Genomic DNA, 25,775 nt, shown 5'->3' on the forward strand with positions numbered 1-25,775 from the left:
CGGCAGTGCCACCCAAGGCGAATTTATCGTCAGCGCTCTGCGCAAGCTACTGATGGGCGGACAAAGATCAACCAAAAGGTTGAATATGCGGATTCCAAGCCTTTGGGTGGATTGAGCGCCGGGCTCAGAATAATGATCGGGTAAGGAGCGCAATTAAAGTATTTAAAAACAATAATTTAGACTGCGGCAAATCGAACACTCAACGCCGTTGACTCTGCGCCTTCTGGCCCTTAGCACCATGCCCAAGACTGTGCGAGGAAAACGCCCGTGACCGATGATGACCAAAAGCAGCGTATGGCGCAGCTGGAGGCCAAGATCGAAGCTGCGAAAAAGGCCAAAAAGCCTGAGACCCGCTCAGACGCCGACATATCCGGGGGCGAGCTTGCCTGGAGGATGGTCATCGAAATGGTATCCGGTCTGGGGATCGGATTTGGCATCGGATACGGGCTGGATAGCCTGCTCGGGACAATCCCGATTTTTCTGGTGCTGTTCACATTGCTGGGCCTTGTCGCGGGCGTGAAGGTTATGCTCCGCAGCGCGAAAGAGGCTCAAGAGAAACAAATGGCAGCGACGGCTGCCGAGAAGGACGAGAGGGACTGAACGTGGCAACTGAGACCACCGCAGCAGAAGGCAGCAGCCTGGTATTCCACCCAATGGATCAGTTCATCGTAAAACCGCTGTTTGGCGACGGCGCGGTTGGCATGTTCACAGTGACCAACGTGACCCTGTGGCTGTTCCTGGCGATTGTCGCCGTGGTACTGCTGTTGGTTCTGCCCACATCAAAGCGTGCGATCGTGCCTACACGTATGCAGTCGATCGCGGAACTGACCTACGGTTTCGTCTATAAGATGCTGGAAGACATCTGCGGTAAGGAAGGCGTTAAGTTCTTCCCCTATGTCATGACCCTGTTCATGTTCATCGTCTGTGCCAACTTCTTGGGCCTGATCCCGACCTCGTTCACCACAACCTCGCACTTCGCGGTAACCATTCCGCTGGCGCTGGCTGTGTTCCTGACTGTGACAATTCTGGGCTTCGTTAAGAACGGTGCCGCATTCTTGGGCCTGTTCTGGGTTTCCAGCGCGCCTCTGGCACTGCGCCCGATCCTGGCGATCATCGAGCTGATCTCGTACTTCGTACGCCCCGTCAGCCACTCCATTCGTCTTGCCGGTAACGTCATGGCTGGCCACGCGGTTATCAAGGTTTTCGCAGGCTTTGCCGCGGTTGCCGTGATCTCGCCCGTGTCTGTTCTGGCGATCACCGCAATGTATGGTCTTGAGGTCTTGGTGGCCTTCATTCAGGCCTACGTATTCACCATTCTGACCTGTGTTTATCTGAAAGATGCGCTGCATCCTTCGCACTAAGGTCTGATACCCCAACATCGAAACTTCCAATTCGTAAGGAGATACATCATGGAAGGCGATCTCGCACACATCGGCGCAGGCCTGGCAGCAATCGGTTCCGGCGCAGCCGCAATCGGGGTGGGCAACGTAGCAGGCAACTTCCTGGCCGGCGCTCTGCGCAACCCTTCGGCGGCTGCTTCGCAGACCGCAACCCTCTTCATCGGTATCGCGTTCGCAGAAGCCCTGGGGATCTTCGCATTCCTGGTCTCGCTGCTGCTGATGTTCGCCGTATAATCTGCGGAACCTGATCCTTACGCGCAGGTGGGCCCAAGCCATAGCGGCCCACCTGTTGTAAAGACAAGTTTCCGACGGAGGATATCATGGCGACTGAACCCCTTACAAAAGAGGTAGCTGGCTCGTGCGTCGACTCCTATGGCTCTGCCATCGGGATGCCGCAGCTCTGCTTCGATTGGTTCCCCAACCAGATTTTCTGGCTGGTCATTACGCTGGTCGTCATCTTTCTGGTCCTGTCTCGCGTGGCTCTGCCCCGCATCGCGGCAATCCTGGCTGAACGTCAGGGGACCATTACAAATGACCTGGCTGCGGCCGAAGATCTGAAGGCCAAGGCGGTCGAGGCCGAAGAGGCCTACAACAAGGCGCTGGCCGATGCCCGTGCCGAAGCGCAGCGTATCGCTGCCGAAGCACGCGCAGAGATCCAGTCTGGTCTGGATGACGCGATTGCCAAGGCGGATGCTGAAATCGCTGCAAAGGCGGCTGAATCGGAAAAGGCAATTGCCGAAATCCGTGCCGGTGCGCTGGAAAGCATTCAAGTGGTTGCCAAGGATACGGCAGCTGAACTGGTGACTGCACTGGGCGGTGAGGCGGATGCTTCAACAATCGACAGTGCCGTTGACGCGCAGATGAAAGGATAAGTGACATGCGTAACACTCTTGCTCTTATCCTGACCGTCGGCGCAGCCAGCCCGGCATTCGCTGCAAGCGGTCCGTTCTTCTCGCTTGGCAACACAGACTTTGTCGTCCTTCTGGGCTTCATCGTTTTCATCGCGGTCCTGTTCTACTTCAAGGTCCCCGGTATGATCGGTGGCGCGTTGGACAACCGAGCTGAAGGCATCAAGTCCGAACTGGACGAAGCCCGTACTCTGCATGAAGAAGCGCGTAGCTTGCTCGCCTCGTACGAGCGCAAGCAACGTGAAGTGCAGACGCAGGCAGACGCCATCGTGGCAGCAGCCAAAGACGATGCCGTTCTGGCAGCCGAGCAAGCCAAAGCTGATCTGGAAAAATCCATCGCGCGTCGTCTGGCGGCCGCACAGGATCAGATCGCGTCGGCTGAAGCTTCCGCTGTCAAAGAGGTCCGTGACCAAGCCATCACCGTTGCCGTATCTGCGGCCAACGCTGTGCTGGCCAAGCAGATGAGCGCTGCTCAGGCGAACAAGCTGATCGATGCTGCGATCGCCGACGTTGGTGAAAAGCTGCACTAAATCTTGGTTGATACCCGACCTTTAGCGACCCGGCAGAAACCTGCCGGGTTTGCTGTTTTAATAGATATCCAGATGCAACAGTAAGCACCGAGTTTTGGGCGCCTATTGCCTGAACAGAGGATTTGGTTAGTTTAGTTGGATACTTAGTGACCGCCGATCCATTCACGGCTCGAGTTGATTTAAGAAGAGAATACCATGACTGACCTGCCAATGATCAGTGTCGTAATTCCAAACCTGAATTGCGCCGAATTTCTGGAAAGGACGATAAATTCTGTACTGGAGCAGAATTATCCAAACCTTGATCTGATCTTGTCTGATGGTGGAAGTACAGACGGTTCAATGGACATCGTTGAACGCTATCGCGATGAGTTTTCGCACATCATTTCAGAACCCGATACAGGTCAGGCAAATGCCTTGAACAAAGGTTTTGCCGTCTCGCGTGGCGAGGTGATGGGTTGGATCAATTCTGACGATATGCTGATACAGGGCGGGCTGTCTGTAGTTGGATCCCTGTTTGCCCTGAATAAAGAAATCGAATGGTTGACGGGGCGCGTCACTTGTTTGGACGAACAGGACAACGTTGTGAGCGTCCGCCGTCCCAAGCTGCTGTCTCGTGCTCGGTTATTAGCTGGCGATTACCAATGGGTGCAGCAAGAGTCGACCTATTGGCGCCGCAGCCTATGGGATTGCGCAGGGGGCGAGATTGACGAATCCCTGAAACTGGCAGTGGATGGCGAGTTGTGGCTTCGGTTTTCGCGCCACGCTGAACTGGTCCCTGTCCATGCGCAGATTGGAGCGTTCCGGTATCGCGAGGGGCAACGTTCGGAAGCTATCGATGAGTACCACTCCGAGATGCTTGAAGCCATCCGACGTGAACGACGTCTGGAGGCCAATGCAGATGCACTGACGCGGTCTATTCTCGACACTCCTGTTGAACTGCGAAGTGACGCTGAGGCGGAAGTCAGCTTCCCGGAACTAAGTGCTGTGGACCCGCAGCCTTTGAAACGTCTTCAACTTTGGAAACACGGGGTTATGCGGTTGTTGCACGGTATTTAAAATACCATGACCAAGTTGCTTAGTTTGCCCGTGCCGCATGTCTCAGTGATCTAAGCCAGACGATCAAGGCCAATGTAGTAATCCCGATTTCCACGGCAAAAGTCCAATGGCTGAGGAAAGACAGTATCCAGTTTGCGTGTGTCGCCTGAACGGTGATTAGCGGGTGAGTAAAGTCTGAAAAGGGCCACCCCCAAGCTATTTCGCCAACTATAGAATCCAACAACATATGCACGAGGCCACCTGCACCGAAAAAGGCCAGTACCTGACCCTCTCGAGGACGCCAGAACCTGAGTGCGAGGCCCGCAAGTAGAATGCCAGCCCACAAGATCGGTCGGTGAGTCAGGTAGGAGTGGTGATGGTGACCGCGGTCGTCGACCAGATAGAACCACAACATGTCCAGATCTGGCGCGACCGCTCCGAGCATTGCAGCGGCAAAGGCGAGTTTGCCAATTTTTGGTGTCGCGGCTCGAAAGACCAGATACGCGCCGGGCAGATGGCCGATAAACATCAGGCCTGTCTTGTCTCGTGCTGCAATCTCTGCTGCGCAATGGCTTCGTTTCGGGCGGCTTTTTGATGGTCTTCCATGCAACTGCGAACAAAGCTTAGATGTTCATAAACTGCATCGCGGGCCCCCTTGGGGTCACGCTCTTGGACGGCGACATTAATAGCTCGGTGCTGGTCCAAAATGGCCTCACGGGTTGCGCGCTGTTGGAACATGATTTGGCGGTTGTAAAACACGCCTTGTTGCAGCAAATCGTACATCGAACGCATCATGTGCAGCATCACAACATTATGGCTGGCTTCGACAATTGCCATGTGGAAATCAGCGTCTAGTTGCGACTCTTCCTCGGTTGCATTTCGGGCGTGAGCTGCTTCCATTTTGTCAAAGATGGCCTGCACCACTTTCAGATCGCTGTCTGATCCTAGCCGTGCGGCTCTTTCTGCTGCTAACCCCTCCATGTCACGCCGGAAGGAGATGTAGTCAAATACAGCCTCTTCGTGGCTTCCAAACAGCTTGATCAAGGCCGGCGAAAAGGCCGAGCCCAGAACTTCGGCCACATAAATTCCTGAACCGGCCTTGGCGGTCAGCAACCCCTGTTCCTGCAATTCGGCAATCGCTTCACGAAGAGAGGGCCGGGAAACACCCATTCTGTCAGCCAACTCGCGTTCGGCCGGAAGACGTTCTCCGGGGCGTAAAATCCCGCGCAGGATCAGCAGTTCGATTTGCCGTACCACAGCGATGGACAGCTTTTCGGTCTGAACTTTTTGAAAGGGCATGCGGCTATCGTTCTGAAATTGGTCAAATCATATGACCATGTAATCCAGGTCGGTTCAAGAATGGGAAGTATCATACTTATGAAGAATTAGGTCAGAATTGTTGACTTTTATAATGACAGGTCTAGGGTGCGGGGCAAGTGAGTGGAGGAGAGCCATGTCAACCAAAGAACTGTTTGCCACGCGGACCTCGCGAATGAAGGCGTCAGAGATACGTGAATTGCTCAAATTGTTAGATCAGCCGGGGATCATTTCGTTTGCCGGTGGAATTCCTGATCCGACACTGTTTCCGGCAGATGGCTTTGCTGAGGCGTTTCAGAGTGCGCTTAGTCCGCAAAGCCAGGCGCAAGCGTTGCAGTATTCGCTTAGCGAGGGTTACGTACCGTTGCGCGAGTGGTTGCTCGATCACATGCGTGAGATCGGCATAGAATGCGAACTGGATAACATCCTGATCACTTCGGGATCTCAGCAGGCGCTGGACTATCTGGGCAAATTGTACTTGTCGCCGGGCGATACGGCGCTGGTGGGATGGCCCACCTACCTGGGCGCACTTGCGGCGTTTAACGCATATGAACCGCGCTTTGACCAACTCAGCATAAACGGCAACCGGGGTGCCGCGGAATACAGCGCGGCTGCGGGTCAGGGGGCGGTGAAATTCGCCTACCTGTCGCCGGACTTTGCAAACCCAACTGGCGAGACAGTTGACCTCCGCGGTCGTGAAGCCTTTTTGGACCTGGCAGAAGATTTGAACTGCGCCGTGATCGAGGACGGAGCCTATCAGGCCCTGCGCTTTGACGGCGAGGCGATCCCTCCGGTTTTGGCACTGGAAATGGCGCGCAAGGGCTCGATTGAAAAATGTCGTACGGTCTATTGCGGGAGCTTCTCGAAAACACTGTCTCCGGGCTTGCGTGTTGGATGGGTTGTCGCGGCAAAACCAGTGATTTCGCAGCTTGTGTTGATGAAGCAAGCCTCTGATCTCCACTCTGCGACCATCAATCAAATGGCGATCAACGAAGTGGCGCGCACTTGCTTTGATACTCATATCCCCATGCTGCGCAGCGTTTACAGTGCCAGACGTGATGCGATGTTGGAGGCCTTGCAGCAGCACATGCCCGAAGGCGTGAGCTGGACCGAACCTGAAGGCGGTATGTTTGTTTGGGTCACACTGCCAAAGGATGTGAGCGGCGCCGACTTGTTGGCGCGTGCGCTCGAGACGGTCAAAGTGGCCTTTGTACCCGGCCAGGCTTTCTTTCCTGACGGGAGCGGGACCAATACAATCCGGCTGAGTTTCTCAAACTCGGACGAGGCCACCATCCGCGAAGGTATCCGTAGGTTGGGTGAGGTACTGAACGCCTAATCTGGGAAAGGTTCTGTTAACCAAATTGCGGCAAAGCTGGCCGAATGATCCGGTTCCTGTCCTTGCTTTTGCTGGCCGCCTGTTCGGCTGGCACCTCCTACTTCCACGACGTGCCGGCCACTCGTATCGCGGTGAACGGCAGTGTTTTCGACGTGCGCGTGCGTGGAGAGCTGGCTGAAGCTGTCCGGATCAACACCCAGTACGCCCCACGGCTGGGTCCAATTCGTGACCGGGCCGGACTTGCCATGGCGCAGGTCTCGGGCTGTCCGATTTTGGATGTGCTGGGTGATGCGGCAGTGACAGTCGGCGTTTTGGGCTGCAATCCCAAGGCAGCTGAGCGGCTACTGCTGACGGCTGTTTCTACACCGGACTATGAATGTGTGGACTATGGCGTCTACGAAGGTGTTGGAAAGGAATCCGGTTATCAGGTTTTTGAGTGCACGCCCTACTGATTTACGCGTATTCCTGCGCATTTCGGCAAGATATTGTGGATAAGTCGGGCTGATATCCCATATCCTGCGCAACTCCGTTGACTCAACCCCAATCGGTTGCGCAGACTTCCAGATATAGGAATCACGGGACCAATTGCCTTTGCGCTTTAGCAAACTCAAACTCACTGGCTTCAAAAGCTTTGTTGATCCGACCGATCTGATTATTGCGGATGGGTTGACCGGTGTGGTGGGTCCAAATGGCTGCGGCAAGTCCAATCTTCTGGAGGCATTGCGTTGGGTAATGGGTGAAAATCGCCCTAAGTCCATGCGTGGTGGCGCCATGGAGGATGTCATTTTTGCAGGGGCTGCAACGCGCCCCGCCCGCAACTTTGCCGAGGTTGTCCTGACCATGGACAACTCGGAACGCCTGGCTCCTTCGGGCTTCAACGACTCGGATCAGTTGGAGATCGTGCGGCGTATCACACGTGACGTCGGCAGCGCCTACAAGACCAACGGCAAAGATGTACGTGCCCGCGATGTGCAAATGCTGTTCGCTGATGCCTCGACGGGTGCGCATTCACCGGCACTGGTCGGACAGAACCGCATTGCGGAACTGATCAACGCAAAGCCCCGTGCCCGTCGCCGTATCCTGGAAGAGGCTGCAGGTATCTCGGGGCTTTACCAGCGTCGCCACGAAGCTGAGCTCAAGCTAAAGGGCACTGAGTCCAATTTGACCCGTGTTGATGACGTGCTGGAGCAACTGGGGACTCAACTTGCTCAGCTTGCGCGTCAGGCGCGCCAAGCTTCGCGGTATCGTGAGATTGGCGAGCAGCTGCGTCAAGCCGAAGGGATGTTGCTATACCGCCGCTGGAAAGAGGCTGACATGGCCCGCCAGCAGGCTGAGGAGAAACTACGCGAGCGGATAACCGAGGCGTCCCGCGCTGAGGCAGAAGCCCGTGAAGCCGCCGCTAAACGCGCGGAGATCGAAGAAACCCTGCCACCCCTCCGGGAGGAAGAGGCCATCGCCGCTGCCGTTCTGCAACGCCAGCAGGTGCAGCGTGACCAACTGTCTGATCAGGAAACCCGTGCGCGTCAGACCATCGAAACGCTGAACAACCGGATTCAACAACTCGGCAACGATATCGAGCGCGAGACTGGTCTGAATCGCGACGCTGGCCAGATGATAGAACGTTTGGAATGGGAAGCCCGCGAATTGGCCAAGGCCGCTGAGGGACACGATGATAAGGTGGCTGAGGCTGCCGAAATCGCCCGGGAAGCCGCTTCTGTTCTGCAGGATCGCGAAGACCACCTCTCACAAGAAACCGAGGACATGGCTCGACTGGTCGCCCGCCATCAATCTGGCCAGCGTTTGGTTGAAGACAGCCGAAAGACGCTGGCCCGGTCCGAGGCAGAAGAGGAAAAAGCACGAGGTGCTGTGGAAGAGGCACGCGATGCGCTGACCCGCGCCAGCGAAGATTTTGAAGCTGCGCAGAAGGGTGAAGAGGAGGCACGCGAAGCTGCTGAGGCCGCAGAAGAGGCGTTAGCCGCTGCGGATGAGTTGCGCAATGAGACGCAGGCACGCGAGGCTGAGGCTCGCGCCCAGCGGTCAGAAGCCGAAGGTGAGTTGGGGGCCATTCGCGCCGAAACGACGGCGCTTGCTAAGCTCGTTGAACGAGACACTGCCGAAGGTGGTCAGGTTCTGGATCTGCTTCGTGTTGCTCCGGGCTTTGAAAAGGCTCTGGGCGCGGCGCTTGCTGACGACCTGCGCGCCCCGCTTGTCGAGGGCGATGGGCCGTCCGGTTGGGTTCAGGTGGCAGGATATGAGGCCGATCAACCGCTACCAGACGGGGTAGAACCACTTGCGCTACACGTTTCCGGACCCGATCGTCTGAGCCGTCGGATCGCTCAAATCGGTTTGGTGGATGCTGATCAGGGCGCGCGCCTGCAGGCGTCATTGAAGCCAGGCCAGCGATTGGTCTCGCGTTCTGGTGATTTGTGGCGCTGGGACGGTTTCCGCGCCTGGGCCGAAGACGCGCCAAGCGCGGCGGCACTGCGGTTGGAACAGCTTAACAAGCTTGAGGCGCTGAAGCAGGAACTTGCCCGGACCGAAGCACAGGCTGACGGTGCCCGGGCTGCGCACGAGGCTCTTTCACAGCAGTTGGCGGACGTGACCGAAGCCGACCGCCGCGCGCGCGAAGCCCGCCGCGCTGCCGATCAACGGATGGCCGAAACCGCGCGGCAGCTGAGCCGGGCTGAGGCCGATCGAAATCTGGCACAAGGCAAGCTCGAAACTCTGACCCTTGCCGTAGACCGCCACAAGGAAGACGCCATGTCCGCCCGCGCGCAACTGCGCGAGGCCGAAGGGGCGCTGAATGGGCTGGGTGACCTCGATAGCGCCCGCGCGCAGGTCGAAGATATCAAACAGACGGTCGAGGCTGCGCGTATCACCATGCTGACGCACCGCTCGACCCATGATGAGTTGCGTCGCGAAGGCGAGGCCCGTACGCGCCGCGCTCAAGAGGTGACCAAGGATCTCAGCGGCTGGAAACACCGTTTGGAAACAGCTGAAAAGCGGATTTCGGAGCTGGCGGAACGAAAGGAAAGCTCGGAAGAAGAGCTGACTGAGGCTATGGCCGCCCCCGCCGAGATTGCCGAGGCGCGTGAAGAGCTGAACGAGCTTATCGAAGCCGCCGAAGGGCGCCGGGCCGAGGCTGCGGACAAGTTAGCCGAAGCTGAAACTCAGCAACGAGAGCTCGTGTTGGCCGAACGTGATGCAGAGCGTATGGCATCAGAAGCGCGTGAGTCCCGCGCTGCGGCTGAGGCGCGTTGCGATGCAGCGAAGGAAAGCGTGACGGCTGCAGCGGAACGCATCGCCGAAGATCAGCAATTGACCCCGAACCAGCTTCTGAACCAGCTGGATGTGAACCCGGACCAGATGCCTGCGGCTGATGCACTTGAAGCCGAAGTGAACCGGCATAAGCGTCAGCGAGATGCGATGGGCGCAGTGAATCTGCGGGCCGAAGAAGATGCCAAGGAAGTTCAGGAAGAATTCGACACGCTGAACACTGAAAAGGCGGATCTGGAAGAAGCAATCAAAGCCCTTCGCAGCGGGATTGCCAGCCTCAACCGAGAAGGCCGTGAGCGCCTTTTGACGGCCTTTGAGCAGGTGAACTCGAACTTCGCGATGCTGTTCAAACATCTTTTCGGAGGTGGCGAAGCCAATCTGGTCATGGTCGAAAGCGACGACCCGCTGGACGCGGGGCTTGAGATCATGTGCCAGCCGCCGGGCAAAAAGCTCTCGACCCTCAGCCTGTTGTCGGGCGGAGAACAGACCCTGACAGCTACGGCGCTGATCTTTGGCGTGTTCCTCGCGAACCCTGCGCCGATCTGTGTGCTGGACGAGGTCGATGCGCCTCTGGACGACGCCAACGTGACCCGCTTTTGCGATCTGCTGGACGAGATGTGCCGCCAGACCGACACGCGGTTCCTGATCATCACCCACCACGCGGTGACAATGGCGCGGATGGATCGTCTGTTCGGTGTTACCATGCAGGAACAGGGCGTCAGCCAGTTGGTCTCGGTCGACCTGAAAAAGGCCGAACAGATGGTCGCCTGACCGCTCACTGCAACGTTATGATGATATCGCGTTGCGACAGGGTAGGCTGGCAGCATGAAACGTTGCCTTACACTTGCCTTGCTGCTTGCCACTCCGGTCACCGCTGCTGAATGGCGTACCAAGCCCGGGGATGCCCCTCTTTCCCCTGCTGAATTAGAAGCATTGGCAGGCCGCACGCTGACCTTTTACGATGACGGTCAGGCCAAGTTCTCGGCCGGAGGGGCCTACTCCTACACCTACGCCAGCGGAGACGCAGCCTTTGGGACCTATAGCTTCGCAGAGGATGGCAGCGTTTGTATCGCCTATCGCAACGGGTTCAGCCGCTGCGATCTGTATGTGCGCAGTGGCGAGCGGTTGGTGCTGATTGATGAGAAAGGGGATCGGTATCCTGTGCGGCCGGAGTGAGGTGCCTTTGAAACTTCGTTGGGTTTGGAGCAGCCGATTTCGTGAGTGAACTAAACGGACACTTGCTCTGAACGACTTTAGTCGAGAGTACAGTTCTCGGAACGCGGGAATGAGCGTCTAAAGTCTACTCCAACACTCTCAAGGGGTTTCGCGCTTTTTCGCAGTGTAGATTGAACAAACGCATTAATATCCTTTTGTTTCAATTCAGATCCGTCAGCGAGTTCGAAGGTCTCCACGATCTTTTGCCGGATCATCGGTACGGCAGCTTCACGCCCTCGTGTATGGTACACTTCAAGATCAGCAATGGTCCAAACAACAGAAACGGTAACTTCGCAGCCATCAATCAACTTGGGGCTCGTTACACTTTCATATCTTTCTGAAGTGGTTTCCTCCACTATGACCTGTTCAAAATACGGCGTGCAAGAGCGAAGTCCGGGTTGCAATACTCGCTTAACGTTACCGTTTCGATCAAGCACCAGCGCTTCACTTTGGGGCGGGACGACTACGCGTCCGCAGCCGGATACTATCGTTTGTGCAAGTCCCTGAAACGGTACAAGCAAAGTAGTAAACAACACAAAACAAAGCCGCAAAACTGAAAGATCCCTAATTTCCACCTGCAATAAGTACACTTAGGGTTGTATGCCCACTTTTGATAGACCAGGCAATCGACCGAGTTGTGAAAGCGTCTTTTCAGTACTTTTGAAAAGAGTCCTGGGACGAATGCCTATGTTGATTTGCATATTGGAATTGGTGGCATATTCACAGCCGCCCCAGCAACTCGGCCGTCGGCCACGCATCCGCTGGTAGCCCGAGCCGAGTCTGTTCGGCTTGAACTGCAGCTCGCGTTCCAGCCCCCAGAATGCCGTCGACCTTGCCCACGTCATACCCACGCGCCTGTAGCTTGGTCTGCAGCTGTTTCATCTGCGCGCCCGACAATCCCTGCGTGGGGTTGCCCGCGTCGTAGATTTGTGCGCCCTCTAGCCGCGTCCCGAAATAGGCGGCAGTCAGGACGTAGGTAAAGCTCTGGTTCCATTCGAAATAGACGTCGAAATTCGGATAGGCCAAAAACGCAGGGCCTTTGTGCCCTTGCGGTAAAATAAGCGAGGCTGGCAGGTTTGCCAAAGACCCGCTGCGCGCTTGCACGCCCATGGCCTGCCATTCCGAAACGGACCGAGGCTTGCCGGGGCCGGACAAAGACCAGTCCATACTTGCGGGTACTGTGACCTCCTGTAGCCACGGTTGGCCCGGTTGCCAGCCCAAATGGGACAGCATCTTGGCCCCTGACATCAGCGCGTCAGGCGCTGAGGTCTTCAAAGAAACCTTGCCATCACCGTCTGCGTCGACTCCGTTCTCCAGAATGTCACGGGGCAGCATCTGAACCATGCCGATCTCTCCAGCCCATGCGCCGGTTGTTCGGGCGGGGTCGAAATTGCCCCGGCTGTACAGTTCGATCGCGGCAAAAATCTGCGGACGGAATAGCTCTGGACGGCGGCAATCATGGGCCAGCGTTACCAACGCGTTGCGGGTGTTGAAATCGCCTTGGAATGAGCCGTAGTCGGTTTCGAACGCCCAGAAGGCCAGAAGAACCCCGCGCGAGACGCCATATTCAGCCTCAATCCTGTCAAATACTGCATCGTATTTGCGCGACATGGCCTGACCGCGGTCAATCCGATTTTGCGAGATCAAATGGCGTGAGAAGTCGATGAACGGCTTTTGGAAAACGCCCTGAGCGCGGTCGGCTTTCAACACGGCTCCGTCTTGTTGCACACCTTTGAAGAATGCATTGACGGTTGCCTTGTCGTACCCTTGCTGGACGGCTTCGGTCTTTAGCCCCTTTACGAACGAGTTGAAGCTACCACCACATTGGGCCAGTGCAGGCGAGGCGAACAGTGCGGCGGCGAAAAGGCCAGAAAGAAAGCGCATGAGCGGGTCCGTCAGAAAATAAAGTTGACCCCAACCCACACCGACACGAGGCCAAGCGCAAGCCCCCAAACTCTCCAAAGCATGTCACATGCGCGAAAAACCTCCGGCGCACCGATTTCGCGCGGGGCTCCGCCGTTTACCCACGCCAGATCGCGGATTTTCCCGTCATAACTGCGGGGGCCTGCAAGGGCTACGTTCAGGGCGCGTGCCATCGCTGCTTCGGGCCATCCCGCGTTGGGTGAAATATGCCGATGTGCGTCCGATACCATTTCGGACCAACGTGCCCATTGGCCGGACAACGCTACAATCATCAAAAATGTCAGGCGTGCAGGGATCAAGTTCAGCAAGTCGTCAAAACGGGCGGCTGCCCAGCCAAACTCCCGGTATTTATCAGAGCGGTAGCCAATCATGCTATCGGCAGTGTTGACAGCCTTGTAAATCAGAAGACCCGGTAATCCTGCGACCAGAAACCAGAAAGCTGGCGCAATGACCCCATCACTCAGGTTTTCTGCAGCGCTTTCGATCGCCGAACGGGCCACCTGCGCTTCGGTCATGTCGCGCGTATCGCGAGAGACAATCATAGCAACTTTGGCGCGCCCTTCTGCAAGCGAGGTGCAAAGCCCGTCGCCTACGTCGCGCACGTGCTTAACCAGAGATTTCTGAGCTAAAAGGATGGCGCAAATGATGATTTCCACTACTGGTCCCAGAGCGGTCAAAAGAAGCCCTAGGATCCACGCTCCACACACCAGTAGCAGTACAACCGCGGCCCCTTTGAGTCGGCGATGGGTCTTGCGGTTCAATGTGTTGTCCAGCCAGCTGATTACGTTTCCAATCATCACCGCCGGGTGTTTGACTCTGGACCACAGCCAGTCCGGCTCGCCAAGGGCCGCGTCCAGGCATAAGGCGCAGACCAACAGGAAAGCCGCACTCATAATGCGGTCTCCAGCCTGCTCCACCCGTCTGAAGCGGGCAGCCCGAGGCGCAGGAAGGTTTTTGAGTAGGGGAAAACACGGCTCCAGATATGCGCGCGGGCCAGACGGTCCTGCCATGCAGCGGCGTCGTCTACCTCATAGAGGCGGAATAGCGTGGTTCCCCCAACAAGCTCAGCACCTTTTGAGATCATGAGTTGGTCCAACCGTTCGGTGTCGACTGACAGGCGCTGGCGTGTGGCTTCGGCCCAAACCGTATCGTTCAAAGCGCGCTCACCAATCCGCAGGGCAGGGCCTGAGACGGCCCAGGGTCCAGTCAGATTGTTCAACTTAGCGATCATATCGGGTTGGCCGATGGCAAAGCCCAATCGTAATCCGGCCAGTCCCCAGAATTTTCCAAAGCTCTTTAGCACGACGACACCGGGTCGTGTCGCGAGATGGATTAAAGACGCGTCGGGGCAGACATCACAAAAGCTTTCATCGACTACAGTCATTGGTGCGTCCGCGTCGGATTCGGTCCAGATCCGTCCATCAGGATTGTTTGGATGAACGATTACCCGTGCGTCGGCTGGACTATCAGGTTGAACAGTCCAGCCCTGCGCGGCGAAGGCTGCGGCATGTTCGTTGTAGGTGGGAGTTGTAATCTGTACGCGGCCCTTAGGAGCCAGAGCAGGAATACGGGCAATCAGGGCAGAGGCACCGGGGGAAGGCAGGATTGCAGCGTTTTGTGGCACTGACCAAAAGAGGCGTGCAGCTTTTGTCAGACGTTCAAACGCGCCGTGATCAGGCAGCTCGGCCCAATCCGACGGGCTCAGTCCGGAAACCTCATATGGGTGTGGGTTGATCCCAGTGGAAAGGTCCAGCCAATCGGCGCGCGTTCCACCATAAGTGGCGATGGCGCCATCCAGCCCTCCGCCGTGATCGCGTGCAGCGCGTGGGTTCAAATCATCGTTTTGGCTTGCCATCGGGTTTCTCGCCGGAATCGCTCGTTTCGGCCTGCTTCAAGCGGATTTTTGCCGTTTACACAAGCAAATCCGCCAGTTCGGGGGCGTTGGGGGGAGTCGTTAACGCTTTGTTAAGGAATAAGCGTGATCACGAATACGGGGGACGGCACCAGATGCTTACCATGTGCCGAGGTTGTTGCAAATGAAGGTTTTGATTGTTGAGAGTAACCCCGATCTTGGTCGGGTTTGGAAAAGACATCTTGAGCGGCATGGCGCTGAAGTGACGCTGGTGGCTGGGCAAGAGGCTGCAATTCTTGCGCTATACGGCCAGGACTTTGAGATCATCGTTCTGGATTTGGTTTTGGAAACCGGCAGTGCGCTGGCGGTGGCCGATTTCGCCAGTTATCGCCGCCCCGAAGCCAGGGTGATCTTTGTCACGAACACCACCTTTTTCTCGGACGGATCGATTTTTGCTCACAGCCCAAACGCGTGTGCGTATGTGCAAAGCGCAACGCCGCCAGAAGATCTGGCGGCGATGGTCGAGCACTATGCAGCTGGGCGTTGATCGCGCCTGTGTGGTTCTAGATAATCCAGTTCCGGGTTCACCGGGATAATCCGGTTCGGGTTTATCGTCTCGTGACTGTAGTGGTAGTGACGCACGATATGGTTCATGTTCACGGTCTTGGCCACTCCCGGCCATTGATAAAGCTCGCGGGTGTAGGCCCATAGGTTCGGGTAATCGATGAGCCGCCGCTTGTTGCATTTGAAATGCAAATGATAAACCGGGTCAAATCGGATCAGGGTTGTGAACAACCGCCAGTCGGCCTCGGTTACACGATCGCCCATCAAATAGCGCTTTCCGGCCAGTCGATCCTCGAGCCAGTCCAAAGTGTCAAACAGCGGTTCGATAGCCGCGTCATATGCCTGTTGAGTTGTAGCAAAGCCCGACTTGTAAACCCCGTTGTTGACGTCTGAATAGATGCGCGCGTTGACCTCTTCGATCGCATCCCGCATCGCCACTGGCCAATAATCGTCAGTGTTGCCCGTTATTCCATCGAAGGCTGAGTTGAACATGCGGATAATCTCGGAGCTTTCGTTCGAGACGATAGTCTGCTGCTCTTTGTCCCAAAGAATGGGTACAGTTACGCGTCCAGAATAATCAGAATCTGCCTTGGTGTAGACTTGGTGCGCATAGTCGAGCCCATACAGTGTATCGCCAGTTGCACCGTGTTCGTCAGTTTCGAAAGTCCAACCTTTATCCAGCATGTCGGGATGTACAACCGAGACCGAAATCAGGTCGCTCAGTTCTTTCAGCTCACGAAAAATCAGTGTGCGGTGTGCCCAGGGGCAGGCGTGACTGACGTAAAGATGATAGCGGCCGGCTTCTGCCTTGAAACCGCCTTTGCCAGAGGGGCCTGCGCTCCCGTCTGCGGTCAGCCAGTTGCGAAACTGGGCAGCGCTGCGCTTGAATGCACCGCCAGTTGATTTGGTGTCATACCAAGTGTCGTGCCATTCGCCGTCGACCAATAGGCCCATTGCAAGTCCTCCGCATTGCGTTTCGGTCAAAATAGGCAGGGTCGTATGGGGTTCCTATCCAACGGCGCGCGCATTTGCCCTGCATCTGCGCACAGTTTGCGGTGGGATTTCCGCGCAACAGGTTGATTTCGAACATGTCTGTGTGGCGAGCTTCACTGGATTTTTACGATTGAGAGCGCACAATAGAGAGCATTACGGGGGAAGAATTGATATGAGTACCTATGTTTCTAAGGAAATAAGCGCTGAACTGCATGCGGCACGAATCGCCGGGCTTAAGAAAACCAGCCGCCTTCGTGTGGAGTATGGCGACAATACCTTCAAAATTCTCAGATTGTGGAAAGATGGCTTCACGGTTGAGGCTGAAACTACGCCTCAGCTGCGTGGGTTGGTCGATATCTACGACGGTGCGCGTCATCTGTACCAGTGCCTGATCATCGCAGATGACGAGGACTCGGGTGAGATGCGGTATGATTTCAAACGCAGTACTGCCGCTGCGGATAAGGCTCCGCTGGATTTCTACCGTGCACCAGACGCTCCGATTGCTTTGTTGGGGCACGAGGAGTAAGGGCGGATTGCCGTTATTGTGCCTGTAGCAGCCCGCCTTCAAACGCGGGTTATTTTGGCACTTAACAATGCAACCTGATCGGCAGTCTAATCTCCGGTTTGAGCTTGGCCTGAAAAGCCGTTTGATTGCTCACAGTTGAACATGCTGCCGGGATCAGTGTTCTGATTGGGGCCCGGGATTTGTCTACTGGAAGAAGAAAGTTGATCTCGAGCGACAGGTGGCGCGCACAGTGTGGGTCGCTCCGGTCGATCTGCAAATATCCCGTTTTAGGTTTCCTAAGTCTGTCGCCTACTGGTTTGAACACTGGCGGTACCTCCGCCGGCATGGCAACCGCACCGTTCGGCGAGGACGTCAACAAACGAGCGGTTCACTCAATCTGGAAGTGACTAAACTAAGGTGCCCCTGCGGGGTGGGCGGACTTTGACCAAAGTGGTTTCAGCCAGCCCACACCGCAGCAAAAAAGACAGACAAGCAGGGCAATATGTGCAACCTGCCGAAGGTTTCATTGAAGATCGGCAAACGCATGTTTCAGTCGGGCGCAGGCCTCTTCTACCCGGGCGCGTTGAGTGGCGAGGTTGAACCGCTCAAAGGTTTCTCCGCCCATTCCGAAGCCCGGCCCCGATGAGGTGGCAATCTTTGCATCCGTCCGCAGACGTCGAACGAATTCATCGTGATCCATGCCAGTACCCGAGAAATCGACCCAAGCTAGATATGTCGCCTGTAACGGCATCGACCACAGACCGGGGATTTCTGAAATCGCAGCATCGAAAAGTTTTCGGTTGCCATCTAGATGCGCGACCTGCTCGTCGACCCATGCCGCACCTTCGGGTGAATAGGCTGCGGTGATCATGGCGACTCCCAGCGCGCTGGGATCATAATCAAGGGTTTGTATCCGGTGCCGCATGGCTGCCCGCAGCTTAGCGTCGGGGATGATCATGTTGCCTGTGCGTTGACCTGCAATGTTGAAGGTCTTGGATGCTGCAGTCAGCGTTACAGTCCAAGGGCGGGCGTCGGGGGCCGCCACATCCATGGGAACGAAGGTGTTTCCGGGATAAACCAGATCATGGTGGATTTCGTCGGACACGAGGATCAACCCATTGCGTTCAGCAAAAGCCGCTACTGCGCGTAGCTCGTCCGGTGTCCAAACCCTGCCCGATGGGTTCTGCGGAGAGCACCACAGCAGCATCTTTTCGGACCCATCCAGCCGAGATTGTGCATCGTCCAGATCAAGGCCATAGCTGTCGCCTTCGCGGACCAGAGGGCACTCTACCACGCGCCGACCGGACTTGTTCACCTTGTGCGCAAACTCATGGTAGACGGGCGTAAAGATCACAACGCCATCTCCAGGTTTGGTCCAGACATCGAGACACAGGGCGATTGCGTTGCCCAGACCTTGAGAAGTCAGCACCCAATCAGTGTCGATTGACCATCCATGGCGGTTCTGCATCCACCATTGGACCGAAGCCAGATAGTCCGGGTGCATCCACGAATATCCAAAGACTCCGTGATCGGCAGCCTCACGGACTGCTTCGATTACACAAGGTGCTGTGGTGTAATCGGAATCTGCCGTCCACATGGCCAACCCGTCCTTGGGCGATACGCCATAGAGCTTTTCCATTTTATCCCATTTGGAACTGTTTGTTCCCCGGCGGTCGGTCATGTCGTTGAAAGTCATGTCTTCTCCATCTGTCCAGCCGAAAGCTAGCCACAATTCCAGTAGGTGCAAGGGGGGCGTTGCGGCGGGGGGCGGGATGGCCTAAATCAACCCCATGAAACGCAATATCCTGATCCATCCCGACCCTCGCCTGAAAAAGGTCTGTACCCCTGTGGCTGACCTGTCGGACGAGTTGCGCACACTGGCTGACGACATGCTTGAGACGATGTACGATGCCCCCGGCATTGGTCTGGCGGCGCCGCAGATCGGCATTCTGGATCGCCTGATCGTGATGGACTGTGTTAAGGAAGAGGGCGAGGAACCGCGCCCTTTGGTCATGTTCAACCCTGAAATCATTGCTTCTTCGGACGAAACCAATGTGTACGAAGAAGGCTGCTTGTCTATCCCAGAGCAATTCGCCGAAGTCACGCGACCTAAGGTAGTGGATGTGACATGGATGGATCGCGACGGTAACCTACAACAGGACACCTTTGATGGTCTCTGGGCTACCTGCGTGCAGCATGAGATCGACCATCTGAATGGCAAGCTGTTCATAGACTATCTTAAGCCACTGAAGCGTCAGATGATTACGCGCAAGATGCAAAAGCTTAAACGCGAGCGAGCACGCACATGACCGTCCGCACCTGCCTGCCATGGCCCGACAAACGTCTGCGGACAAAGGCCGAGGATGTGGTCGAAATCACCGACGAAATCCGCGCCATCTGGGACGACATGATCGATACGATGGAGGCAATGCCCGGTGTCGGCCTCGCAGGGCCACAGATCGGAGTGATGCTGCGATTGGCGGTCGTCGATGGCTCGACCGAGAGGGGGCGAGCCGTGCGATTGGCGAACCCTGAAATCCTCCACAGTTCGATAGAATTGCGTGAGCATGACGAAGCCAGTCCGAACCTTCCCGGCGTATCGGCCAAGGTAAAGCGCCCTCGCGCAGTGACGGTAAAGTTCCTGAATGAGCAGGGCATGATTGACCGTCGCGATTTCGTGGGGATCGAGGCGACCAGCGTGCAGCATCAGATCGACCATCTGAACGGACGGATGTATTTTGACCGGCTCAGCAAGGTCAAACGCGACATGCTGCTGCGCAAAGCTAAAAAGCAGGGGTAACGATGCGCGTCATCTTCATGGGTACGCCCGACTTCTCGGTGCCGGTGCTTGATGCGCTGGTCAACGCGGGGCATGAGATCGCCGCTGTGTATTGTCAGCCGCCTCGCCCCGCAGGCCGCGGTAAAAAGGACCGCCCGACTCCTGTCCATGCTCGGGCTGAGGCGCTGGGCCTGACTGTACGCCATCCGGTATCCCTGAAGTCGGTCGAAGAACAAAACGCTTTTGCGGCGTTAAACGCGGATGTGGCTGTAGTCGTGGCTTATGGTTTGCTGTTGCCTCAACCCGTTCTGGATGCACCGACGCATGGGTGCCTGAACATTCATGCCAGCCTTTTACCGCGCTGGCGCGGGGCGGCCCCGATCCATCGTGCGATTATGGCGGGTGATGCACAGACTGGTATCTGCATTATGCAGATGGAGGCTGGCTTGGACACAGGCCCCGTTCTCATGCGCGAGGCAACGGATATCGGGGCGCAGGAAACAACAGACCAACTGCATGATCGCCTGTCGGCAATGGGTGCCGAGCTGATCGTCGCGGCGCTGGGCTGTTTGACTGATTTGACACCCGAACAACAGGCAGAAGAGGGCGTGACCTACGCCACCAAAATCGACAAGGCTGAGGCCAGGGTGGATTGGACCCGCCCGGCGGTTGAGGTCGACCGGCAGATTCGTGGGCTGTCTCCATTTCCTGGAGCCTGGACAGAAGTCCAAGGAGATCGCGTAAAGCTGCTGGCATCGAAACTGGCAGATGATCAGGGCCCTGCAGGCGAAGTTCTGAATGATGCTTTGCGCGTAGCATGCGGGGAAGGGTCCGTTGACCTGCTGCGCCTGCAAAGGGCAGGCAAAGGTGCGCAGGATGCGGAAACATTTTTACGGGGTTGGCCCATTCCGGCCGGAACCCGCCTGATCCCGGAGTAAGCCTGATGTTCATGGTCCTGATGGGTACTGTTGTGGTTGCAGCAATCGTTGGCTACATCGCTGAAAAGTCCGGGTTCACCCACAACGGATACCTGCCGTCGATTATCATTTGTGTGGGCGGGGCGTTCTTGTTCTACTTCGTGCGCATAATGTTTGGGATAAGCTTTGGTTCGCCCGGACTAAACGCAATTCTGTCTTCCATCGGTGCGTTGATCATCGTGCCGACGCATTGGAGGAAATAGCATGCCCGTAATCGCCCTGATCGTCATCGGTGCCGCCGCTGGATTTCTGGCCACCCGCCTGATGCGGATCGAGGCTGACATCCCCACTACCATGTTGATCGGCATCGTGGGTGCGCTGGTGGGCGGGTTCCTTCTGCGCGCGCTGGTCACGATGATGGGCTGGTTGTCGGGCTTTGTTGGTGCCGTGTTGGGCGCGTTGCTGGTCATCTGGATTTGGCAGACCTATCTCCGCCGCTAATGTCTTGACCTTCGGGCAGTTTACCGGCCAGATCGCCGAAATTCTCAACCCGAAAGATACGCCATGTCTTATGATCTGAAATCCGGTGACGTCGCCCTGATGGGGGTGCCGCTGGATCTGCACTCGTCCTTTCTGCAAGGCCCTGCCTTTGCGCCGGGCCGTATTCGTGAGGCACTGCATTCCGGGGCGGCCAACCTGACCGCCGAGGATGGTACCGATTTGGGGGCGGCCGATCGGTTCAAGGATACAGGCGATCTGGATGTGTTCGAGATGATGGGGCAGGAGCCGATCGATCGCATCGAAGCCGGGGCCACTGACCGCATCGCGACCGGCGCGCGGCTGTTGTCTCTGGGCGGCGACCACTCGGTGGCCTATCCGCTGATCAAGGCTCATGCCGAGCGGTATGAGGGGCTGAACATCCTGCATATCGACTCACACCCGGACCTCTATGACAGTCAGCAAATCGGTCCGCTGGGTCACGGCTGCCCTTTTGCGCGGGTGATGGAGACCTGTCAGATCAATCGACTGGTTCAGGTCGGCATTCGCACCATGAACAAGCATCAGCAGGAACAGGCCGACAAGTTCGGTGTCGAGGTGATCGACATGCAGAGCTGGCACCCCGATCTTGAGATCAGCTTTGACGGCCCGGTCTATCTGTCGCTGGATCTTGACGCGCTGGACCCGGCTTTTGCGCCGGGCGTGTCGCATCACGAACCCGGTGGGCTCAGCACGCGGGAGGTGATCAACCTGATCCATCGGTTTCAAGGGCAATTGGTCGGCGCGGATATTGTCGAGTTGAACCCGCACCGCGATCCGAACGGGATGACCGCGATGGTTGCGGCCAAATTCGTCAAGGAAATCGGTGCGCGGCTGTTGTCTCGCTGACGTTAGCGTTCATCGCAGGTAGCGGGCGAACCAAGGCGAGGTGATTTGCCGGTGGTCATGTCGAATTGATCCACCTCAGAGGCCGTCATCCAATGCATATCCTCGGCAGGGGCGGCAGCGAGGGTATACCAGTAAAAATCCTCGCTGACGCCAATATCGGCGAAGTAGTCGAGATAGCGATCATGCTCTTCGTCGTTCCTCGGTAGTTCGGTGGCGACAATATTCCAGCCGCTCCAACTGTGGACGCCGACACAAGCACCTGCTTGGAGGGTGCGTTGGTTGCCTGCCAAGAACAGATCGGTTCCACCAGATGCGACTAATCCATTGGAAGGGACGATAGTATCAAAGCCCTGTTCGCGAACCACTCGGGCAAAGACAACATTGGAGTCATCATCCTCTGACCCTTCGATATACTGCAACACCAGGGTTTTTATCTGTGGATTTTGCGCGGTTACCTCTTCGAAGGCCGGGAGTGTGGTGTGATCGATGACCCCGGTGGCTATGATCTGATCCCCACGTGCTACAAACTGAACCGGAACATACGAAGACGTACACGAGGTCAGAAAACCTAAGGCCAGTGTGGTGATGAGCAGATTTTGTTTCATTCTTTAAGCTGACAGATTGGCTGAGCGGAATAAATGACGACGTGTCTTTCGATTTTAGCTGCGCGGAGGGCGGCTTTTGTACACGGGCAGCCGCCAACCGAACATCAGTGACCCTGCCCGCAAAGCCCAACAGATTAAAGCACAGCTTGCCAGTGCGGCCAGTTGATCGAACCCAAGGCGGGTCGCGAATACGGCTGCCAAGGCCCCTGCGAATGCACACGAAACATAAAGCTCGCCCTGTTTCAGAACCAAGGGCACCTCATTGCACACCACATCGCGCATCAACCCGCCCAGACAGCCCGTGGAAATTCCCATCAGTACGACGATTACACCCGATTGGTCCAATGACAACGCGGCGCCAGTGCCAGCGGCCACAGCGACCGACAACGCAAAACTATCCAGCCAGACTAGCCAGTTGTATCGGCTTTCCACAAGGTGAGCGGTAAAGAAAACGAGTACGGCAGCTGCGACGGCAATCAGGATATAGTCAGGTTGGCCAACCCAGAACACCGGATGGCGGTTCAGCAAAAGATCCCGAACCGTGCCACCGCCAACGGCTGTAAGGCAGGCGATAAAGGCAAATCCCACTAGATCTAATTGCGCACGACTGGCCACCAAAGCACCCGTCAGGGCAAAGACCAAAACCGAGGCATAATCCAGCAGGGCGAGTCCGCTCACGCTTGTGCCTTTTTGGGCTTGAACGGAGCCATACCTGCGCGAGCCAGCTCGTCAGCTTTTTCGTTCTCCGGGTGGCCCGCATGGCCTTTGACCCATTCCCACGTCACGTCGTGCCGGGTTTGAGCTTCATCCAACCGTTGCCAAAGGTCGACATTTTTGACGGGCTTTTTGTTCGAAGTTTTCCAGCCGTTCCGCTTCCACCCGAATATCCATCCGGTCACGCCGTTCTTTACATAGGCGCTGTCGGTGACAACGGTGATCTTCGACGCGCGCTCCAGCGTTTCGAGTGCGCTGATCGCAGCCAGCAGCTCCATGCGGTTGTTTGTAGTCTCGGCCTCGCCGCCGTTTAGTTCGCGCTCTTTAAGGACGGTGTCGCCATCCATCGCACGTAACAACACTCCCCAGCCGCCAGGGCCGGGATTGCCGGAACAAGCGCCATCGGTATAGGCAAACAATTCAGGCATGAGACAACACCAAGATGAACCCGTCATAGGAACCGGCTAGACCCGTTCCCATACCGGTTGTGATCTGATCGACGGTAAATCCGGCCGTTTCCAAAGCGTCTTCAATCTCGGTTTGCGAAAAATAGGTGTAATAGCGATCCAGATCGTCTCGATGATCGCCAGTTCCCAGTTTTAGGCCAAGGAAAAAGATGCCGTTGGGCTTAAGAGCCCGGTGAATAGCGGCCAAGTGCCGAGGAAAATCTTCGCGTGGGGCATGCAGCAAAGAGAAGCTGGCGTAGACTCCATCATACTCGTCTTCTTCGGTCACATCATCAAATGTGCCCAGATGCGCGTCTACACCAATTTCACGGGCGTATTCGACAAATGCTGGGGTTGCGTCCAATGCACGAACCGACAAACCCTCACGCAGAAAGAACGCACTGTCCGAGCCCGGGCCCGCGCCAAGATCCAGAATGTGTCCCGACCCGACGGCTTCGGCGAACGCCATGCGCGCTTCGATCTGTTCTGGGGGCAGGGGAACGCTCAGGTACTCGGCTACCCGAGTGGTGTAAGCGTCGATCGTTTTCTGGTCGGTCACAGGTAAACTCCGACAGCTAGGCATGACAGGACTATGGCGGTTAACAGCAAGCGCAGCTTCATCCACCACGTTGGGGTCAATCTCCAATACCAGAACATGGCGTCCAGCAACAGCAACCCAGTGAAACCATACATCAGGTTGATGCCTGTACTGATCGGTCCACCGCCCGTCATAAAGAACGCCCAAAGGGCAGGCAGAACCGACAGAAAATAGCAGGTCGCGGCCTTGCTGCCCGATGTCTTAGTTGCAAAGCCCCACAGTACACCGGACATAAAACTCAGGATGACAGATCCGTAAAACAGTTGAATGTACGGCCCTACAAACCGGGAGCCCAGTTCTTGTTGACCCCAGTCATGCAGGCCATCGTTTAAGTAAGTCAAAGCCCCCCAAACAAAGGGGATCAGCCCAGCAAGCCCTAGGTATAGGGGCGCCTTTGGAATTCCTCTCACGCGGGTTGCCTCAGCACGCGCGGAACTTTGAATTCCACGTTTTCAATAGCGGTCTCAACCATCTCAACGGTCACGTCGTAGTGATCGCGGAAAGCGTCGATTACTTCATTGACCAAAACTTCTGGGGCGGAGGCACCTGCAGTGATGGCGACCGATTTGATGCCCTCCAACGAGCGCCAATCAATCTCGGTCGCGCGCTGGACCAATTGGGCGTAGTTGCACCCCGCACGCGAGGCGACCTCGACCAAACGGCGTGAGTTGGAGGAGTTCGGCGCACCAACAACCAACAGCGCGTCCGACTTTGGTGCCACGGCTTTGACGGCCTCTTGTCGGTTCGTAGTGGCGTAACAGATGTCTTCCTTGTGTGGGCCAACGATAGACGGGAACCGCGCCTCAAGCGCCGCAATGATATCCTTGGTGTCATCTACCGACAGGGTGGTCTGGGTCACAAAAGCAAGGCGTTTTGGGTCACGCACCTGCACGGTGGCGACATCATCGACCGTTTCGACAAGCAAAACTTCACCTTCGGGCAACTGCCCCATAGTGCCAACTGTCTCGGGATGGCCTTTGTGGCCGATCATAATCATCTGCAGCCCGGCATCGGCATGGCGCTGTGCTTCAACATGGACCTTGGACACCAGCGGACAAGTGGCGTCGACGTAGACCATTTCGCGCTGGGCGGCTGTGAAGGGAACGGATTTCGGGACGCCGTGAGCCGAAAATATCACCGGACGATCATCCGGACATTCGTCCAGTTCTTCGACAAACACGGCCCCTTTGGCGCGCAATCCATCGACGACGAATTTGTTGTGAACGATTTCGTGGCGCACGAATACTGGCGCGCCCCATTTCTGCAGCGCCATCTCGACGATCTTGATCGCCCGGTCAACGCCGGCGCAAAACCCTCGCGGGGCGGCAAGGTAAAGGGTCAGAGGTGGCTTGTTCATTTCGCAGTCTCCATGCGGCCACAGGTAAGTCTTTTCCCCGTCCTGGTCCAGACAGGAGAGTGTCATTTCCCTGACATGAAACAGAGTTAGTGAGTACGTGTTTCAGTACCTGTCCTTAG

32 protein-coding genes are annotated in these 25,775 nt (G+C 56.6%); 18 read left to right on the forward strand and 14 right to left on the reverse strand.

Features of this window, described 5'->3' with window-relative positions:
- Nucleotides 1-267: 267 nt before the first annotated feature.
- The 6 genes from ACR0EO_RS21425 (at nt 268) to ACR0EO_RS21450 (ending at nt 3,894) form a co-directional block, all read left to right on the forward strand.
- Entirely contained in the window at nt 268-600 is a 333-nt protein-coding gene (locus tag ACR0EO_RS21425; RefSeq protein WP_480692946.1) for an AtpZ/AtpI family protein, read from the forward strand.
- A 2-nt stretch (nt 601-602) separates the two neighbouring features.
- On the forward strand, nt 603-1,361 hold the full coding sequence (locus ACR0EO_RS21430) for a F0F1 ATP synthase subunit A (protein WP_480692947.1): 759 nt from the start codon (nt 603-605) through the stop codon (nt 1,359-1,361).
- A 48-nt stretch (nt 1,362-1,409) separates the two neighbouring features.
- Nucleotides 1,410-1,634 (forward strand): F0F1 ATP synthase subunit C, encoded by a 225-nt coding sequence (locus tag ACR0EO_RS21435; RefSeq protein WP_005981269.1) that lies wholly within the window; start codon nt 1,410-1,412, stop codon nt 1,632-1,634.
- An 86-nt stretch (nt 1,635-1,720) separates the two neighbouring features.
- Complete coding sequence (locus ACR0EO_RS21440; protein ID WP_480692948.1) at nt 1,721-2,272, forward strand: F0F1 ATP synthase subunit B'; 552 nt, start codon at nt 1,721-1,723, stop codon at nt 2,270-2,272.
- A gap of 5 nt (nt 2,273-2,277) precedes the next feature.
- Nucleotides 2,278-2,838 carry a F0F1 ATP synthase subunit B gene (locus ACR0EO_RS21445; RefSeq protein WP_480692949.1) on the forward strand — a complete coding sequence of 187 codons (561 nt, stop codon included), beginning with the start codon at nt 2,278-2,280 and terminating at the stop codon, nt 2,836-2,838.
- Nucleotides 2,839-3,033: 195 nt separating this feature from the next.
- Entirely contained in the window at nt 3,034-3,894 is an 861-nt protein-coding gene (locus ACR0EO_RS21450; protein WP_480692950.1) for a glycosyltransferase family 2 protein, read from the forward strand.
- 19 nt (nt 3,895-3,913) lie between these two features.
- Here ACR0EO_RS21450 and ACR0EO_RS21455 read toward each other — a convergent pair whose 3' ends face one another.
- Entirely contained in the window at nt 3,914-4,402 is a 489-nt protein-coding gene (locus ACR0EO_RS21455; protein WP_480692951.1) for a metal-dependent hydrolase, read from the reverse strand.
- Complete coding sequence (locus tag ACR0EO_RS21460; protein WP_480692952.1) at nt 4,402-5,172, reverse strand: FadR/GntR family transcriptional regulator; 771 nt, start codon at nt 5,170-5,172, stop codon at nt 4,402-4,404. The genes ACR0EO_RS21455 and ACR0EO_RS21460 overlap by 1 nt, the downstream gene beginning before the upstream one ends.
- Before the next feature lie 154 nt (nt 5,173-5,326).
- Here ACR0EO_RS21460 and ACR0EO_RS21465 point away from each other — a divergent pair, with 154 nt between their 5' ends.
- From ACR0EO_RS21465 to ACR0EO_RS21480, 4 genes are all read left to right on the forward strand, one after another.
- The gene (locus ACR0EO_RS21465; protein WP_480692953.1) at nt 5,327-6,526 is read left to right on the forward strand and encodes an aminotransferase-like domain-containing protein; all 1,200 of its coding nucleotides are present in this window, start codon (nt 5,327-5,329) and stop codon (nt 6,524-6,526) included.
- Nucleotides 6,527-6,570: 44 nt separating this feature from the next.
- The gene (locus tag ACR0EO_RS21470) at nt 6,571-6,978 is read left to right on the forward strand and encodes a hypothetical protein (protein ID WP_480692954.1); all 408 of its coding nucleotides are present in this window, start codon (nt 6,571-6,573) and stop codon (nt 6,976-6,978) included.
- A 139-nt stretch (nt 6,979-7,117) separates the two neighbouring features.
- Nucleotides 7,118-10,573 (forward strand): chromosome segregation SMC family protein, encoded by a 3,456-nt coding sequence (locus ACR0EO_RS21475; protein ID WP_480692955.1) that lies wholly within the window; start codon nt 7,118-7,120, stop codon nt 10,571-10,573.
- Nucleotides 10,574-10,627: 54 nt separating this feature from the next.
- Nucleotides 10,628-10,978: a hypothetical protein gene (locus ACR0EO_RS21480; protein ID WP_480692956.1), complete on the forward strand. Its 351-nt coding sequence runs from the start codon at nt 10,628-10,630 to the stop codon at nt 10,976-10,978.
- Between the two features lie 77 nt (nt 10,979-11,055).
- Here the strand turns inward: ACR0EO_RS21480 and ACR0EO_RS21485 are convergent, their stop codons facing one another.
- From ACR0EO_RS21485 to cobD, 4 genes are all read right to left on the reverse strand, one after another.
- Nucleotides 11,056-11,592, reverse strand: coding sequence for an SPFH domain-containing protein (locus ACR0EO_RS21485; protein ID WP_480693011.1), 537 nt, complete (start codon nt 11,590-11,592; stop codon nt 11,056-11,058).
- A gap of 145 nt (nt 11,593-11,737) precedes the next feature.
- Nucleotides 11,738-12,901, reverse strand: a complete 1,164-nt coding sequence (locus tag ACR0EO_RS21490; RefSeq protein WP_480692957.1) for a lytic murein transglycosylase — start codon at nt 12,899-12,901, stop codon at nt 11,738-11,740.
- An 11-nt stretch (nt 12,902-12,912) separates the two neighbouring features.
- On the reverse strand, nt 12,913-13,833 hold the full coding sequence (gene cbiB, locus ACR0EO_RS21495) for an adenosylcobinamide-phosphate synthase CbiB (RefSeq protein WP_480692958.1): 921 nt from the start codon (nt 13,831-13,833) through the stop codon (nt 12,913-12,915).
- A complete protein-coding gene (gene cobD, locus ACR0EO_RS21500) occupies nt 13,830-14,795 on the reverse strand; it encodes a threonine-phosphate decarboxylase CobD (protein ID WP_480692959.1) in 966 nt (321 codons plus the stop codon). Before cobD ends, cbiB begins: the two co-directional genes overlap by 4 nt.
- 181 nt (nt 14,796-14,976) lie before the next feature.
- On the opposite strand from cobD, the gene ACR0EO_RS21505 reads away from it, so the two are divergent.
- The gene (locus ACR0EO_RS21505) at nt 14,977-15,339 is read left to right on the forward strand and encodes a response regulator transcription factor (RefSeq protein WP_480692960.1); all 363 of its coding nucleotides are present in this window, start codon (nt 14,977-14,979) and stop codon (nt 15,337-15,339) included.
- Here ACR0EO_RS21505 and ACR0EO_RS21510 read toward each other — a convergent pair.
- Complete coding sequence (locus ACR0EO_RS21510) at nt 15,321-16,310, reverse strand: glutathione S-transferase family protein (protein WP_480692961.1); 990 nt, start codon at nt 16,308-16,310, stop codon at nt 15,321-15,323. The two genes, ACR0EO_RS21505 and ACR0EO_RS21510, sit on opposite strands and share 19 nt — an antisense overlap.
- Before the next feature lie 211 nt (nt 16,311-16,521).
- Here ACR0EO_RS21510 and ACR0EO_RS21515 point away from each other — a divergent pair, with 211 nt between their 5' ends.
- On the forward strand, nt 16,522-16,875 hold the full coding sequence (locus ACR0EO_RS21515) for a hypothetical protein (RefSeq protein ID WP_480692962.1): 354 nt from the start codon (nt 16,522-16,524) through the stop codon (nt 16,873-16,875).
- 502 nt (nt 16,876-17,377) lie between these two features.
- Here the strand turns inward: ACR0EO_RS21515 and ACR0EO_RS21520 are convergent.
- On the reverse strand, nt 17,378-18,550 hold the full coding sequence (locus ACR0EO_RS21520; RefSeq protein WP_480692963.1) for a MalY/PatB family protein: 1,173 nt from the start codon (nt 18,548-18,550) through the stop codon (nt 17,378-17,380).
- 94 nt (nt 18,551-18,644) lie between these two features.
- Between ACR0EO_RS21520 and def (ACR0EO_RS21525) the strand changes: the two genes are divergently transcribed.
- The 6 genes from def (ACR0EO_RS21525) to speB all read left to right on the forward strand — a co-directional run bounded on the left by def (ACR0EO_RS21525) (nt 18,645) and on the right by speB (nt 21,936).
- The gene (def, locus tag ACR0EO_RS21525; protein ID WP_480692964.1) at nt 18,645-19,163 is read left to right on the forward strand and encodes a peptide deformylase; all 519 of its coding nucleotides are present in this window, start codon (nt 18,645-18,647) and stop codon (nt 19,161-19,163) included.
- On the forward strand, nt 19,160-19,654 hold the full coding sequence (gene def / locus ACR0EO_RS21530; protein WP_480692965.1) for a peptide deformylase: 495 nt from the start codon (nt 19,160-19,162) through the stop codon (nt 19,652-19,654). Before def (ACR0EO_RS21525) ends, def (ACR0EO_RS21530) begins: the two co-directional genes overlap by 4 nt.
- Before the next feature lie 2 nt (nt 19,655-19,656).
- Nucleotides 19,657-20,571, forward strand: a complete 915-nt coding sequence (gene fmt, locus ACR0EO_RS21535; protein ID WP_480692966.1) for a methionyl-tRNA formyltransferase — start codon at nt 19,657-19,659, stop codon at nt 20,569-20,571.
- Nucleotides 20,572-20,576: 5 nt separating this feature from the next.
- Nucleotides 20,577-20,813 carry a hypothetical protein gene (locus tag ACR0EO_RS21540; protein WP_480692967.1) on the forward strand — a complete coding sequence of 79 codons (237 nt, stop codon included), beginning with the start codon at nt 20,577-20,579 and terminating at the stop codon, nt 20,811-20,813.
- Nucleotide 20,814: 1 nt separating this feature from the next.
- Nucleotides 20,815-21,051: a GlsB/YeaQ/YmgE family stress response membrane protein gene (locus ACR0EO_RS21545; protein ID WP_480692968.1), complete on the forward strand. Its 237-nt coding sequence runs from the start codon at nt 20,815-20,817 to the stop codon at nt 21,049-21,051.
- A 63-nt stretch (nt 21,052-21,114) separates the two neighbouring features.
- Nucleotides 21,115-21,936: an agmatinase gene (speB, locus tag ACR0EO_RS21550; RefSeq protein WP_480692969.1), complete on the forward strand. Its 822-nt coding sequence runs from the start codon at nt 21,115-21,117 to the stop codon at nt 21,934-21,936.
- 2 nt (nt 21,937-21,938) lie between these two features.
- On the opposite strand, the gene ACR0EO_RS21555 is transcribed toward speB, so the two are convergent.
- Genes ACR0EO_RS21555 through ispH form a run of 6 tightly spaced genes read right to left on the reverse strand, consistent with a single transcriptional unit; the run spans nt 21,939 to nt 25,656 of the window.
- Nucleotides 21,939-22,541 carry a COG3904 family protein gene (locus ACR0EO_RS21555; protein WP_480692970.1) on the reverse strand — a complete coding sequence of 201 codons (603 nt, stop codon included), beginning with the start codon at nt 22,539-22,541 and terminating at the stop codon, nt 21,939-21,941.
- 54 nt (nt 22,542-22,595) lie between these two features.
- Nucleotides 22,596-23,219: a trimeric intracellular cation channel family protein gene (locus tag ACR0EO_RS21560; protein WP_480692971.1), complete on the reverse strand. Its 624-nt coding sequence runs from the start codon at nt 23,217-23,219 to the stop codon at nt 22,596-22,598.
- Entirely contained in the window at nt 23,216-23,683 is a 468-nt protein-coding gene (gene rnhA / locus ACR0EO_RS21565) for a ribonuclease HI (protein ID WP_480665692.1), read from the reverse strand. Before rnhA ends, ACR0EO_RS21560 begins: the two co-directional genes overlap by 4 nt.
- Nucleotides 23,676-24,260 (reverse strand): class I SAM-dependent methyltransferase, encoded by a 585-nt coding sequence (locus ACR0EO_RS21570; RefSeq protein ID WP_480692972.1) that lies wholly within the window; start codon nt 24,258-24,260, stop codon nt 23,676-23,678. Before ACR0EO_RS21570 ends, rnhA begins: the two co-directional genes overlap by 8 nt.
- The gene (locus ACR0EO_RS21575) at nt 24,257-24,709 is read right to left on the reverse strand and encodes a DUF3429 domain-containing protein (protein WP_480692973.1); all 453 of its coding nucleotides are present in this window, start codon (nt 24,707-24,709) and stop codon (nt 24,257-24,259) included. The genes ACR0EO_RS21570 and ACR0EO_RS21575 overlap by 4 nt, the downstream gene beginning before the upstream one ends.
- Nucleotides 24,706-25,656: a 4-hydroxy-3-methylbut-2-enyl diphosphate reductase gene (gene ispH / locus ACR0EO_RS21580; protein ID WP_480692974.1), complete on the reverse strand. Its 951-nt coding sequence runs from the start codon at nt 25,654-25,656 to the stop codon at nt 24,706-24,708. Before ispH ends, ACR0EO_RS21575 begins: the two co-directional genes overlap by 4 nt.
- Nucleotides 25,657-25,775 lie beyond the last annotated feature (119 nt).

The organism is Ruegeria sp. BE9 (assembly GCF_056538765.1).

What these genes read in the sequence shown, in the direction of transcription:
- ACR0EO_RS21440 (WP_480692948.1), top strand. Translation starts at nt 1,721, where the DNA reads ATGGCGACTGAACCCCTTACAAAAGAGGTAGCTGGCTCGTGCGTCGAC.
- ACR0EO_RS21540 (WP_480692967.1), top strand. Translation starts at nt 20,577, where the DNA reads ATGTTCATGGTCCTGATGGGTACTGTTGTGGTTGCAGCAATCGTTGGC.
- ACR0EO_RS21470 (WP_480692954.1), top strand. Translation starts at nt 6,571, where the DNA reads ATGATCCGGTTCCTGTCCTTGCTTTTGCTGGCCGCCTGTTCGGCTGGC.
- ispH (WP_480692974.1), bottom strand. Translation starts at nt 25,656, where the DNA reads ATGAACAAGCCACCTCTGACCCTTTACCTTGCCGCCCCGCGAGGGTTT.
- ACR0EO_RS21520 (WP_480692963.1), bottom strand. Translation starts at nt 18,550, where the DNA reads ATGACTTTCAACGACATGACCGACCGCCGGGGAACAAACAGTTCCAAA.
- ACR0EO_RS21465 (WP_480692953.1), top strand. Translation starts at nt 5,327, where the DNA reads ATGTCAACCAAAGAACTGTTTGCCACGCGGACCTCGCGAATGAAGGCG.
- ACR0EO_RS21435 (WP_005981269.1), top strand. Translation starts at nt 1,410, where the DNA reads ATGGAAGGCGATCTCGCACACATCGGCGCAGGCCTGGCAGCAATCGGT.
- ACR0EO_RS21555 (WP_480692970.1), bottom strand. Translation starts at nt 22,541, where the DNA reads ATGAAACAAAATCTGCTCATCACCACACTGGCCTTAGGTTTTCTGACC.
- fmt (WP_480692966.1), top strand. Translation starts at nt 19,657, where the DNA reads ATGCGCGTCATCTTCATGGGTACGCCCGACTTCTCGGTGCCGGTGCTT.
- ACR0EO_RS21455 (WP_480692951.1), bottom strand. Translation starts at nt 4,402, where the DNA reads ATGTTTATCGGCCATCTGCCCGGCGCGTATCTGGTCTTTCGAGCCGCG.
- rnhA (WP_480665692.1), bottom strand. Translation starts at nt 23,683, where the DNA reads ATGCCTGAATTGTTTGCCTATACCGATGGCGCTTGTTCCGGCAATCCC.
- def (WP_480692964.1), top strand. Translation starts at nt 18,645, where the DNA reads ATGAAACGCAATATCCTGATCCATCCCGACCCTCGCCTGAAAAAGGTC.
- ACR0EO_RS21480 (WP_480692956.1), top strand. Translation starts at nt 10,628, where the DNA reads ATGAAACGTTGCCTTACACTTGCCTTGCTGCTTGCCACTCCGGTCACC.
- ACR0EO_RS21505 (WP_480692960.1), top strand. Translation starts at nt 14,977, where the DNA reads ATGAAGGTTTTGATTGTTGAGAGTAACCCCGATCTTGGTCGGGTTTGG.
- ACR0EO_RS21515 (WP_480692962.1), top strand. Translation starts at nt 16,522, where the DNA reads ATGAGTACCTATGTTTCTAAGGAAATAAGCGCTGAACTGCATGCGGCA.
- cbiB (WP_480692958.1), bottom strand. Translation starts at nt 13,833, where the DNA reads ATGAGTGCGGCTTTCCTGTTGGTCTGCGCCTTATGCCTGGACGCGGCC.
- cobD (WP_480692959.1), bottom strand. Translation starts at nt 14,795, where the DNA reads ATGGCAAGCCAAAACGATGATTTGAACCCACGCGCTGCACGCGATCAC.
- ACR0EO_RS21510 (WP_480692961.1), bottom strand. Translation starts at nt 16,310, where the DNA reads ATGGGCCTATTGGTCGACGGCGAATGGCACGACACTTGGTATGACACC.
- ACR0EO_RS21445 (WP_480692949.1), top strand. Translation starts at nt 2,278, where the DNA reads ATGCGTAACACTCTTGCTCTTATCCTGACCGTCGGCGCAGCCAGCCCG.
- ACR0EO_RS21450 (WP_480692950.1), top strand. Translation starts at nt 3,034, where the DNA reads ATGACTGACCTGCCAATGATCAGTGTCGTAATTCCAAACCTGAATTGC.
- ACR0EO_RS21490 (WP_480692957.1), bottom strand. Translation starts at nt 12,901, where the DNA reads ATGCGCTTTCTTTCTGGCCTTTTCGCCGCCGCACTGTTCGCCTCGCCT.
- speB (WP_480692969.1), top strand. Translation starts at nt 21,115, where the DNA reads ATGTCTTATGATCTGAAATCCGGTGACGTCGCCCTGATGGGGGTGCCG.
- ACR0EO_RS21545 (WP_480692968.1), top strand. Translation starts at nt 20,815, where the DNA reads ATGCCCGTAATCGCCCTGATCGTCATCGGTGCCGCCGCTGGATTTCTG.
- def (WP_480692965.1), top strand. Translation starts at nt 19,160, where the DNA reads ATGACCGTCCGCACCTGCCTGCCATGGCCCGACAAACGTCTGCGGACA.
- ACR0EO_RS21460 (WP_480692952.1), bottom strand. Translation starts at nt 5,172, where the DNA reads ATGCCCTTTCAAAAAGTTCAGACCGAAAAGCTGTCCATCGCTGTGGTA.